Origin of the sequence: Daejeonella sp., from assembly GCF_044342615.1 — a bacterium.
GTDB lineage: Bacteria > Bacteroidota > Bacteroidia > Sphingobacteriales > Sphingobacteriaceae > Daejeonella.
Window position 1 is genome coordinate 1 of record NZ_JBIIPN010000075.1, and the last position, 12,587, is coordinate 12,587.

The following is a 12,587-nucleotide window of genomic DNA, read 5'->3' on the forward strand; positions in this document are numbered from 1 at the left end:
CATCAAATAAAGCCTGAATAATATCCAATTGCTTTCGTACACCTGGGTCTTCCACTAATCCGTCCTTAGTTTTAACCTTGCGGATAGATAATTTAAACTTAGCAGGCAACATGGGTAAATTATGCACATTCCAGCCATAAAAACCATATTCTTGAGGAGGTGCCAATTGCAATAAATGCCCAAAAGCCCATGTAAAAGTGAAGCCCTTGCCTTCAATATATCCATCTTTCTTGCCTGTAGCCCCAAACACTTTGGCTATTTCTCTGGCAACAGAAGGCTTTTCGGCAATAATTACTTTCATTTTTAAGGTTGTAGCTGTCTTTTGATAGGTGATATCAAATCAAAGCCGAAAGTAAGAAAATTGGATTAGGGGTGCAAGATTGTGGAAAAATGAATGTAGAAATGCATTTGGTAATAATATCAATGGTAAAAAAATATTGATGTAGAACACCAACCGCAGTGGAAGATGTGTTATTACATGTTATCACACGAATAACACAAAATAGTTATCATATGTACTACCTTGATATTACTTTTAAGAAATTAAAACGTATAATCTATTTAACTCATTAAATAGTTTATACCAATAAAAACAAACTATGAAAAATTTATATTTAATATTACTTTTTTTAATTATTAATGGCTGTAAAAAATCAGAAGACGGAAAAGTTGAAGTTATTCCATTGGCTCCAACAGAATTAAAAGCAACAGTGATTTCTAAAGATCAAGTTGATTTAATGTGGAAAGACAACTCTAGTAATGAAACTGGATTTAAAATTGAGCGCAAGACTGATTCAGGCAATTTTACTGAAATTGGTTCCACTGCTGCAGATTTAACTACATTTTCTGATAAAACAGTAGACCTTAATACAAATTACACGTACAGGGTTAACAGCTTTAATCAGGTGGGGAAATCAATCTCATATTCAAATGAGGTGACCATTAAGACACTTAATGTTCCAGCATTAACTACCTATGCTATAGATCAAATTTCATCAAATGGTGCAAATTCAGGTGGTACTGTTACTTCAGATGGTGGTTCAACTATTACCTCACTAGGAATAGTTTGGGATACCGCTACTAACCCTACAATTGCACTTAGTACAAAAGCAAGCTCCACAACAAGTCCAAGTTTAGGGACTTTTAAAAGTGTTATGACGGGGCTTAAAGAAAGCACTAAATATTTTGTAAGAGCATACGCAACTAATAGTGCAGGAACTAGTTATGGCAATGAGTTGTCTTTTACTACTAGTGCATCTCAACCTCCAAGATTATTCACAAAACCAATAAGTCAAATTTCAGCAAGTGGCGCTATTTCAGGTGGTGATTTAATTCCAGTCGATATTTCAATTATTTCAAGAGGTGTAGTTTGGAGTACTTCTATTAATCCAACAATTCAGCTAAGTACAAAAACAAGTGATGGAATAGTAGGAGATCCCAGCCAATTCCAAAGTTCAATTAATGGTCTTCAACCAAATACAAAGTATTATGTAAGAGCCTACGCAACAAATACTGCTGGAACTGGTTATGGTAATGAGCTTTCATTTACTACACTATTTGGTACAGTAGTGAGCGCAACTGGTAGAATCTGGATGGATAGAAATTTGGGAGCCAGCCGCGTAGCAACAAGTATTAATGATGTTGAAGCTTATGGCGATTATTACCAATGGGGTAGAGGAGCAGATGGGCATCAAAAAGGAACATCTGCAACTACTAACATTCTGAGTACTACAGACGTACCTCAAAATTCAAGCTTCATCAAACCAGGTGGTGAACCACATGATTGGCGAAGCCCCTCTAATGATAACCTTTGGCAAGGAGTGAATGGAATAAACAACCCTTGTCCAAGTGGCTTCCGTTTGCCAACAATAAAAGAATGGGAAGAAGAGATAGCAACTTGGAGCAGCAAAAACCGTAATGGTGCTTTTGCTTCCAAGCTAAAATTGCCTTCAGCGGGTTTTCGCGGTGATAACGGTGCTTTACTAAGTGCTGGTAGCGCTGGAAATTATTGGAGCAGCACATTTACCATTTTTACCAATATTCGCTCAGCGTTTGCGCTTGGTTTTGGTGGTAATAGCGCCAATGTGGATGGCTATATTTATAGGTCTTTTGGAAGCTGTGTGCGTTGTATTAAGGATTAATACCTTGAAGTTTTTATTTAATTCTGTTAATTATTAGCTAATATGATTAAAATTATTAGCTAATTTTCAAAACAAGCTTATTGTTAATTCAGCTAAATATCATAATTCAAATTTTACTAACCCAGTGCCCAACAAGCACTGGGTTTTTTATTTTCAAACCATGACAACAGAGACATTATCGAAAATATTTTGGAAATTTTATTTAAAACCTTGTCCTATAGTGGGTGTTTTCCCCAACAGCCTCAGTCTGTTTCAGCTTAATCTGTTTTTTGTTTCCGGCAGATGGCGATGATTTTCGTAGAACTGGATGTTTAGTGTTTGGCGGAAAACAACAACTAAAGAATAAATATATCAATCTTTCTTGCCTATAGCCCCAAACACTTTGGCTATTTCTCTGGCAAAAGAGGGCTTTTCGGCAATAATTAATTCATTTTTAAGGTTATAGCTGTTTTTTTGATAGGTAATATCAAAGCCGAAAGTAAGGAAATTGGATTAGGGGTGCAAGATTGTGGAAAAATGAATGTAGAAATGCGGTTGGTGGAGAAGATTATGGGCAAAAAAAATGCGGTTGGAGAACACCAACCGCAGGTGAAGATGTGTTACTACATGTTATCACATGAATAACGCAAATAATTATAATAAGTAGTACCTCAAGGTTATTTTTGGGAAATTACAAACTATGAATGTACAACCCTATTTAACTCATTAAATTGATTGTGCCTATAAAATTAAACTATGAAAAATCTATATTTTATTTTACTTCTATTAGTTGTTAATGGCTGTAAAAAATCAGAAGACGGAAAAGTTGAGGTTGTACCATTGGCTCCAACAGAGTTAAAAGCAACAGTGATTTCTAAAGACCAAGTTGATTTAACCTGGAAAGACAACTCTAGCAATGAAACTGGATTTAAAATTGAGCGAAAGACTGATTCAGGTAATTTTACTGAAATTGGTTCCACTGCTGCAGATTTAACTACATTTTCTGATAAGACAGTAAGCCTAAACACAAATTACACGTACAGGGTGCATAGTTTTAATCAAGTTGGAAAGTCCGTCAATTACTCAAATGAAGTCAGTTTAAAAACTATTAATGTTCCTACATTATTTACATCTAGAATTGATCTTGTGTCAAGCGGTGCTCAGTCAGGAGGTGATATTACTTCTGACGGTGGATCTGCTATCACTGCCAGAGGTGTCGTTTGGGATACTAAACCTAACCCAACTATTGCGTTGAGTACAAAAACAAATGACATTGGAACTGGTTTAGGTGCCTATATGAGTAATATTACTGGGCTTACTGCAAATACTTTATATTATGTAAGATCATATGCAACTAATAGTGCAGGAACAGGTTATGGAAATGAACTCACTTTTAATGCTATCCTTGTTCCAACATTAACCACTACTGAAATAACTAATATTACACCAAGTGATGCTGAATCAGGAGGTACTATTAGTTCTAATGGTGGCACAAATATTTTTTCAGTAAAAGGTGTTGTTTGGAGTACAAATAGCAATCCAAACATCGGTTTAAGTACAAAAACAAATGACGGGTCAGGGGCAGGAGCCTTTAAAAGTTCAATTAAAGGTCTTAAAGCAAATACTAAGTATTATGTTAGAGCTTACGCAACAAATATTGCAGGAACAGGCTATGGAAATGAGCTTTCTTTTACCACAAGTGAAAATTTTGTATTTGGTACAGTAACTAGCGCAACTGGTAGAATCTGGATGGATAGAAATTTAGGAGCCAGCCGCGTAGCTACAAGTAGTACTGATGTTGAAGCTTATGGCGATTACTACCAATGGGGCAGAGGAGCAGATGGACATCAAAAAGGAACTTCTGCAATTACCAATGTGCTGAGTCAAACAGACGTACCCCAAAATTCAAGCTTCATCACAACAAATAAACTCCCAAGGGATTGGCGAAGCACCCCAAATAATAACCTTTGGCAAGGAGTGAATGGAATAAACAACCCTTGTCCAAGTGGCTTTCGTTTGCCAACAATAAAAGAATGGGAAGAAGAGGTGGCAACTTGGAGTAAAAAAAACAGAATAGGTGCTTTTGAGTCCAATCTGAAATTACCCTTATCGGGTTATCGCGACTCCGAAAAAGGGAATTTAAGTGTAGGAGCTGGTGGCCGCTATTGGAGCAGTACCACTGTGCGTGACATTAACCTTAACGATTTCTCGGATTACTTCGATTTCGCTAACAATTTTGTTTTTGTAGGTCTAGCTCCACGGTCTGAGGGGAATTGTGTTCGTTGCATCAAGAATTAATACTTTGATGTTTTTATTTAATCCTGATAATTATTATTTAATATAATAAGCCTATTAGCTAATTTTTAAAACAAACTCCTTGTTAATTCAGCTAAATATCATAATTCAACTTTTACTAACCCAGTGCCCAACAAGCACTGGGTTTTTATTTTACAACTATAACAACAGAGACATTATCAGAAATATTTTGGAATTTTTATCAAAAGCATTGTTCGCTAGTCGGTGTTTCCCCAAACAGACTCAGTATGATTCTGCTTAATTTGTTTTTTGTTGTTTCGCGCAGATAACGCTTGTTTTCGCAGCGCTGGATGTTGAGTGTTTGGTCGAAAACAAGAACTGCAGGGTAATGAGCTTGGAGAACACCAATTGCGGAATAATTTATTGTTACTAACAAGAAAAATGTGTTATCACAGGTTATTCTATAAATAAATAAAATATTTACTTAATTTATTAATTTAGATTAATCTTGTAAAATCAAAACAATAATATACGATCTATTTAACTCATTAAATTGATTGTGCCTATAAAATTAAACTATGAAAAATCTATATTTTATTTTACTTTTTTTAATTCTTAATGGCTGCAAAAAATCAGAAGATGGAAAAGTTGAAGTTATTCCATTGGCTCCAACAGATTTAAAAGCAACGGTGATTTCTAAAGATCAAGTTGATTTAACGTGGAAAGATAACTCTACGAATGAAACTGGGTTTAAAATTGAGCGAAAGACTGATTCAGGCAATTTTACTGAAATTGGTACTATTGCTTTAGATGTGACAACATTTTCTGATAAAACAGTAGACCTTAACACAAATTACACCTACAGGGTTTACAGCTTTAATCAGGTGGGAAAATCAATCTCATATTCAAATGAGGTGACCATTAAGACACTTAATGTTCCAGCATTAACCACATATCAAATATCTGCTATTACATATGATGGTGCAAGCTCAGGTGGTGGAATTACTTCAGATGGTGGGTCAGCTGTTACTGCAAATGGTGTAGTTTGGGATACTTCCACTAACCCTACAATTTCACTAAGTACAAAAACAAGTGACCAAATTAGTGGAGGCTTTAAAAGTTCAATTACAGGGCTAAAATCATTGACTAAATATTATGTAAGAGCATATGCTACAAATGCTGCAGGAACAGGTTATGGAAATGAGTTGTCTTTTACGACTGACGCGTATATTATAGCCCCAACATTAACAACTAACACAATCTCAGATATTCTTAGCAATACTGCCAAATCAGGTGGAAATATAAGTGCTGATGGTGGGTCAGCTATTACTTCAAGAGGTGTGGTTTGGAGTACTTCCACTAATCCAGGAACCGATTTAAATACAAAAACCAGTGACGGTACAGGTGTAGGATCATTTCAAAGTTCAATTACAGGACTTAAAGAAAATACTAAATATTATTTAAGAGCCTACGCAATAAATAGTAAGTGGATAGGATATGGGAATGAAGTTTCTTTTACTACGCCTTCGAATTCTTTTACTTTTAATACAGTAATTGGAGCAAATAAAAGAATTTGGATGGATAGAAATTTAGGAGCCAATAGAGTAGCAATTAGCATGACCGATAAAGATAGTTTTGGGGATTTATACCAATGGGGCAGAGGTAAAGATGGCCATGAAATTAGGACATCCCCTATTGTTTACAGTACATCAAGCACCGATAAGCCGGGACATGGTTCTTTCATTGTGCACGCAACCCCTAATCCTAATTTATATTCAGGTGATTGGCGTATCCCCAAAAACGACAATTTATGGCAAGGAGTAAACGGAATAAACAACCCCTGCCCTGCTGGTTATCGCTTACCTACAGCAGCAGAATGGGAAGTTGAAATCTCAAGCTGGAGTAGTCAAGATGGCATGGGAGCCTTTAACTCCCCCCTAAAATTACCAATGGCGGGCGAACGATTCAGAGCTGATGGTAGTTTGGGACGAGCCAATGGAACTGGTGGTTCATATTGGTCAAGTACTATTGGTGATCTTTATTATCAAAGTAAGTCTACCAAAAACGGGGTTTATGATCTCAAATTTCTGTATAATCCTAATATACCTGGTACGGATTTACATTTAGAGCCGGGGTCAGGGTTTAGAGGAAATGGCCAATCATGTCGCTGCATTAAAGATTAATTTATTTGAGAACATTAAACTATATCCATTGCTTTGTAAGCTATAAGCGCAAAGTGGACTAAATTTAAAAAACTAATTTCCCAATCGGTTAATAAATTATTATTTACATAGCCAGTGCCCAACCGGAATTACAATGAAGTTACGCCAAACTACAATATATGACATTGCAAGGGAATTAAATATATCCAAGTCTACCGTTTCACGCGCTTTAACTAACCATCCTGAAGTGAAAGCTGAAACCCGAAAGGCCGTTCTTGAACTTGCTGAAAAACTCGATTATCAGCGCAATATGCTTTCTATTAATCTAATTTCAAGAAAAAGTAACTTGATTGGCATAATAGTTCCTGAATTTGACACTTCGTTTTTTCCTCAGGTAGTGATTGGTGCCCAAGAGATGGCGAGTAAATATGGTTATAATATCATAATTAGCCAATCAAACGAGAAATTCGAGACCGAAGTAGCAAATACCAAGGTGATGTTGGCTAGTCAGGTAGATGGAATATTAGTTTCAATATCTAAGGAAACACGTAGCTATGAACATCTGAAAATTTTTCAGAGAAAAGGAATTCCGATGGTATTATTTAACCGAGTTTGTAATGAACTGATTGTGCCTAAAGTGGTTATCAATGATTATGAAGCCGCATTTGGTGCTGTGGAGCACCTTATCCTTACGGGTAAAAGAAGAATAGCTCATTTGGCAGGCCCTGATTCATTGATCACTAGTAGAAATCGATTAAAGGGATATCTGGAGGCCCTTAAGAAACATAAAATTCCAATTGACGAATCATTGATCATCCCATACGATCTTACCATAGGAAAAGTTAAGATCTATATCAGACATTTAATGGAGCTTAAATATCCACCTGATGGATTATTCATAGCCAATGATCCTGCCGCAATCGAAGCAATCCGTACCATCAAAGATATGGGAATACAGATTCCACAACAAATAGGAATTGTTGGTTTTAGTAACGACTATGGATCCAATCTTATTGAGCCCGGACTCACCACTGTAGCTCAGCCGAAAAGGCTCATAGGTAGTACTGCGATGCAATTATTGCTAGAACTAATAGACACAGAAGTCTCCCAATGGAAAGCTGTTACTAAAACCCTCGATTCAAAGTTGATAATTAGAAACTCCAGCATGTTATAAGAATCAGAACCTGCCTCAATCCTAATGTTTTAATTCATTTAAAAGACTTGCACCTCAAATATTGCTGCCGGAACACTGCCTGAAGGATGTTCGGGAAAAATCTTTATTGAAGATGTACTTATCAACTTATCCAATATCACTTCATTAACCGTCTGATAATTACCAGCTTTTTCAAAGAGTAGTTTGCCTTCAGCATCCATAATCCTATAATTTCTGACTGTATGGGGCACAACCCGCTCAGGATGAACCCTTAGGGTCGACTCAAGTGGATGGTCAAAATCTGAGTCGAAGAATAGAACAATTCGCTTAATCTCGACTGGTTCATTCCAACTTAAGGTAACACATGGATTTACATCATCAAGATCAGCCACCCAAGCATTAGCAGCATTTGTTGGGCGGCAGAACCCATTAATCAGGTTTGAAACTTTAAAGGGTTTGAGATCGGCAGATAGTTGAAATGCCAGATTTTGTTCTGCCGGTCGTCTTGAAGGTAGCCAGAATTCAAATGAATCGATTCCAATCCCATCAGGCGGCAACTGTACCCCACTTGTAGCAACAGCTTTGTTATACCTGTTCATCAACATCATGGTTCCACTGAGTAACAATTTGCTAGTTTGAACTGAAACCAGTTCATTTTTTATAATACAAACAAAAACATATTGCTCCTCTCTTATTACATGATCAAATTCAACATTTAATGTACTTTTACCTGCCTCGACTGAAATATCATGAGTCTCGAGGACAATTTCAGGGGTGTAATTGATTGCTTTTGCACTGACCCGCAATTGCAGACTTAAACTTGTATTTTCTGCTGCATCCACATCAAAACTTATCTTTATCTGATCTCCGGGGGCAGCCGGCAATAACTGAGCAGTGGAATATTCAAGTGTCTGCCAATTTCCATTAGCCTTAAATTCTTTAAGTTTATATTCAGAACTAGCACTAAGAACCGCTTTATGCGCTAAATTTAGCCTTGCAGGCTCTAAGCCGGGAATAAAATGTCCATTTTGCATTAATTGTTGTCTCAATTCCTGAACTTTTTCAGAATTGGCGAGGTTTGAAGGAGTAATTCCGTTTTTAAGACAATATTTAGTTGCCAAACCTAATACTTGTGCCGAATAAGATACTGTGGCCATTACTCTGGCCGAACCGAATGCCACATGACTAGCGCTTATAATTCTACCAGCTAACCATAGATTTTTAATGTTTTTGCTGTACATACATCTTAGCGGGATTGGATAAACTCCTTTTGAATGCCATTGATTACAACCTGGCCTTTCACTAAAAACCCCGTCGGCTGGATGTAGATCCAATGACCATCCCCCATAAGAGACAGCGTCTGGATGCTCTAACTGTTCTACAACATCTTTTTGAGAAAGCATGTAATCTCCTTCAAAACGACGACTTTCCCGCTTACCCGGAATATGTCCAACCCATTCCAGGGTCAGGTTTTCGGCTTCAGGGTATTTTCCTGAATTTTTAACATAATCCCATATTCCATAGATTACTTTCCATAATTCCCATTTTATTTCTTCGGTTTGATGTATGGTATCTAACCTTCCTCCGTATTCAAGCCACCAAAGCTTACAACCATGATCACTTATATCATATGAACGATATTTAACAATTGAAGAAACATCTTTTAACGCATAAGACGGAGCAGTAAATGTAATTGGACGCCCTGCATTCTTAGTGAAAAAGTAAATGGAGTGCCCTAAAAGTTCGCCATATTCTTTATCGGGTGCAAAACCCTCATCAAATTCATCTTTTGACTCTGCTCCCATCCTGAAAGCTGCACCTGCCTGAAATGCCACAATACCGTCACCGGATGCATCACAAAAAAAAGGTGCAGATAAAATATAGCGGGTAGAATTCTGACTGCAAAAACCAATAACCTCTTTGATCTCATCAGGAGCTGATTTTACAACTTCATAAATCGCAGTATTTAATAAAAGTGTTATATTCTGCTCATTTTTTACCTTTTCCAATAAAATGGTATCCAGAATAATTGCATTCCCATCGGGATTACGATACATATTTTCAATCAAGATCTCACTCAATACCCCACCTTCCCTAGACCAACGGTTATTGTTCCCCATGCTGGAGGTTGCTCCTAAAATCCATAATCGCACTTCGCTGGAAGCATTTCCACCTAGCACCGGCCTATCTTGCACCAGAATAACCTTTAAGCCCTCCCTTGCCGCAGCAATGGCTCCACATGTTCCTGCGATACCGCCCCCAATGAAAATTAGATCGGCATTCATTGAATGTTCGTAAACTGAACGACCGGCAGAGGAAAACTCACTTATAATCATAAATAATAATTAATATCAATAAACAAACTAATTTTTGGAATAGAATACGATCTTTTTTGATGCTCTCCAGGGGATAATAGCGAGAACAAAAATCAATGCTGCTATCGTGCTCAAAAGACCAATATTATCTTTAGTAATTAAGCCCAGAATCAATAATAGAAATGCTGTAAATGCGAGTGAAAAAGCAGTGATTTTCAATCCAAATTTGTTTTGTTGTAAAGATTCACTTATTTCTTCCTCTGTTAAATTATCCTTCTGAACCTTTCTTGAGCTTTTATACGCTTGAAATTCCAAATATTGCGGACTAAGATAATTGGCATGATAAGCCCTGATTTCATTAGCTATAAGAAGTATAAGTGGTACACCAACCCCTACTAACATTTCTTCAGACCTGCTAAGCTTGAAATCGATAAGTAAGGGAAAAATAATTTTAAAAATCAGATTGATTCCTAAACTAATATAGGATATTATCAATGTTGCTTTTCCGCTAAGCCTTTTGGAAAATAATGCCCAGATAGGTGGAGCTAAAATCGGTCCCCCAGTAATAGCACCAACGCTGATCGTAACATTAACCAAACCACCTATATAAGGAACCATGAGGGCAATAGCGATCATTCCTAAGCCAATTACCCAAGATGACAATCGGGCAACCCGCATTAGTTTTTGGTCGTTTGCCGCTGGATTAATCCTGCCTTTATAAATGTCATTCGTAAATACTGCAGAAACAACATTTAAGGTTGTGTTTGCAGATGCAGAAGTTGAAAAATACATCCCAGTTAGCATCAAACCCAATAATCCGGGAGGAAGAACCAACTGACAGATCATCAGATATGCATTTTCGGTATCCAAACCAGTTAAGGATGGGTTAATGGTCTTGTAAATCATTGGTGGTAGCATCCATAACACTGGACTTATCAGGTACAAACCGGCAAAAAGATAGGCTACCTTTTTCGCTGATTTACTATCCTTAACACTGGTATAACGTTGCACGAAGGTCCAGTTACCTCCAATATAGAAAATATGGTAAAGTGTAAATGCAATGATAAAGCCTAGGGTAAATTCACCATTGATCAAATCAAAGAAGCCTTCCTGTGCATTCGCCTGAAATTTTGATAATCCTCCCGCTGCGTAAAAGGAAAGAGGAAGTATTATCAGTACCGCAGCAGTTAAAATCACAAACTGTAGGATATCAGTCACCATAACTGCCCAAAGTCCGCCAACAGCAGTATAAGCAATCATAAATAAGCCAAGAACAATGGTTGAAGGCATCAAGGGATATCCTAATGAAGCGCTGACAAGCTTTGCAACTGGATACAAAACAGTTCCTTTAATGAATAATGAGACCAGCATGAAAATGTAGATATAGGTCTTTTGCACTTGAGGGCCAAGGCGTTCTTTGATGAACTCCGCGGCAGTAAGGTTACCGGTAGATTTCCATAAGGGAGCCAGATACAAACCACTGATCAAGGCACCAATACACATGGTCCACTGAATGGTAATTGCTACCCATCCATATTTATAGGCTATTGAACCCCAAGCGACAAATGTCCCTGCTGAAAAAAAGCTCATAAAAAGAGACAATCCTCCAATAAACCAAGGTACAGACTCCCCACCTGCAAAAAAGGATTTTAAGTTAATCCCTGTTCTTGAAAACACGAGTCCAATGCATAATACGAATGCAGAAAAAACAAGAATGACGATGGCATCAATATTTTGGCTCATAATTAAAATTAGTTTAAAATACTTTTTTAGATCAAAAAACTTAAGTTCTTAAAATATAAATAATCTTAAAACACTCATTTATTCATTTTCCAAACGGAAACATTATGATAAATGTATTGTTAAGATTTAATTTTTGTTCTAAACATTTTCTTAAAATAATTTCGGGAGCAGTCCCAATTTTTGGGAGCGATCCCGAAAATTGCTAAATGAATCCTGATTTCTGATTGTCGGATAGAGTTACCATCGATTACAGAAATTAATTTTCTATTACAACAGAAAGGCTGTTGTACAGTTTTAGCGTAGCGCCTATAAATTCATCAATAACAAGGTTCTCCAGACTCCTTCCTCTAAATACTACTGACCAAAATTATTTTTAGGTTAAAAAGATGTAACAATTTTATAATATTCAAAATAATTTTGAAATGCCATTTTTATTGCATTTTTTTATTAAAATTAAATAATATGAAAAACAGAACTCTTATTACGAAACTAAGACAATTCAATCCCGAATTAAAAGTTAAAATAACCGCGTATTTGCAATATGGTTGCAATGAAAATGGTTATGGTTCAGGTGAATATGAAGGATTTGAATTTTCACAAGACTACACCATTAGATGGAATGATGGTAGCATTGAAGCAGATAAATGGGATGGTTACAGCGTTGGCAATGTTATTGAAGTATTGAAAGAAAAGGTATTATCAGAGATATCCGATGATGACTTTAGTTTAAGACCAGGTGAATTAAGCAATGGTGACCCAGAATATAAAACAACCTGGGATGACGAAAAACCTGAGGAAGACGATATGCCCGATGATAGTAATTTATATAACATCATGG

The 12,587-nt window shown here is 36.7% G+C and carries 7 protein-coding genes and 1 pseudogene; 5 read left to right on the forward strand and 3 right to left on the reverse strand.

The annotated features are described in order from the left end of the window. Window positions 1-301, reverse strand: a pseudogene (locus tag ACIQ0D_RS07815) (DNA topoisomerase III); the annotation flags it as partial. Between the two features lie 298 nt (window positions 302-599). On the opposite strand from ACIQ0D_RS07815, the gene ACIQ0D_RS07820 reads away from it, so the two are divergent. From ACIQ0D_RS07820 to ACIQ0D_RS07835, 4 genes are all read left to right on the forward strand, one after another. Next, window positions 600-2,141, forward strand: coding sequence for a fibronectin type III domain-containing protein (locus ACIQ0D_RS07820; protein ID WP_395804392.1), 1,542 nt, complete (start codon window positions 600-602; stop codon window positions 2,139-2,141). Window positions 2,142-2,876: 735 nt separating this feature from the next. Then, entirely contained in the window at window positions 2,877-4,418 is a 1,542-nt protein-coding gene (locus ACIQ0D_RS07825) for a fibronectin type III domain-containing protein (protein WP_395804394.1), read from the forward strand. Window positions 4,419-4,954: 536 nt separating this feature from the next. Next, window positions 4,955-6,559 carry a fibronectin type III domain-containing protein gene (locus ACIQ0D_RS07830; protein WP_395804396.1) on the forward strand — a complete coding sequence of 535 codons (1,605 nt, stop codon included), beginning with the start codon at window positions 4,955-4,957 and terminating at the stop codon, window positions 6,557-6,559. Window positions 6,560-6,692: 133 nt separating this feature from the next. Further along, a complete protein-coding gene (locus ACIQ0D_RS07835) occupies window positions 6,693-7,712 on the forward strand; it encodes a LacI family DNA-binding transcriptional regulator (RefSeq protein WP_395804398.1) in 1,020 nt (339 codons plus the stop codon). Window positions 7,713-7,750: 38 nt separating this feature from the next. Here the strand turns inward: ACIQ0D_RS07835 and ACIQ0D_RS07840 are convergent, their stop codons facing one another. After that, on the reverse strand, window positions 7,751-10,027 hold the full coding sequence (locus ACIQ0D_RS07840; RefSeq protein WP_395804400.1) for an FAD-dependent oxidoreductase: 2,277 nt from the start codon (window positions 10,025-10,027) through the stop codon (window positions 7,751-7,753). Window positions 10,028-10,054: 27 nt separating this feature from the next. Then, entirely contained in the window at window positions 10,055-11,749 is a 1,695-nt protein-coding gene (locus ACIQ0D_RS07845) for a sodium:solute symporter family protein (protein ID WP_395804402.1), read from the reverse strand. A gap of 462 nt (window positions 11,750-12,211) precedes the next feature. Between ACIQ0D_RS07845 and ACIQ0D_RS07850 the strand changes: the two genes are divergently transcribed. Further along, window positions 12,212-12,587 (forward strand): hypothetical protein (locus ACIQ0D_RS07850; RefSeq protein ID WP_395804404.1); only part of this gene is annotated, 376 nt, incomplete at its 3' end.

Excerpts from the sequence above, each read along its gene's own strand:
- ACIQ0D_RS07845 (WP_395804402.1), bottom strand. The coding sequence starts at position 11,749 with ATGAGCCAAAATATTGATGCCATCGTCATTCTTGTTTTTTCTGCATTC.
- ACIQ0D_RS07840 (WP_395804400.1), bottom strand. The coding sequence starts at position 10,027 with ATGATTATAAGTGAGTTTTCCTCTGCCGGTCGTTCAGTTTACGAACAT.
- ACIQ0D_RS07820 (WP_395804392.1), top strand. The coding sequence starts at position 600 with ATGAAAAATTTATATTTAATATTACTTTTTTTAATTATTAATGGCTGT.
- ACIQ0D_RS07830 (WP_395804396.1), top strand. The coding sequence starts at position 4,955 with ATGAAAAATCTATATTTTATTTTACTTTTTTTAATTCTTAATGGCTGC.
- ACIQ0D_RS07835 (WP_395804398.1), top strand. The coding sequence starts at position 6,693 with ATGAAGTTACGCCAAACTACAATATATGACATTGCAAGGGAATTAAAT.
- ACIQ0D_RS07825 (WP_395804394.1), top strand. The coding sequence starts at position 2,877 with ATGAAAAATCTATATTTTATTTTACTTCTATTAGTTGTTAATGGCTGT.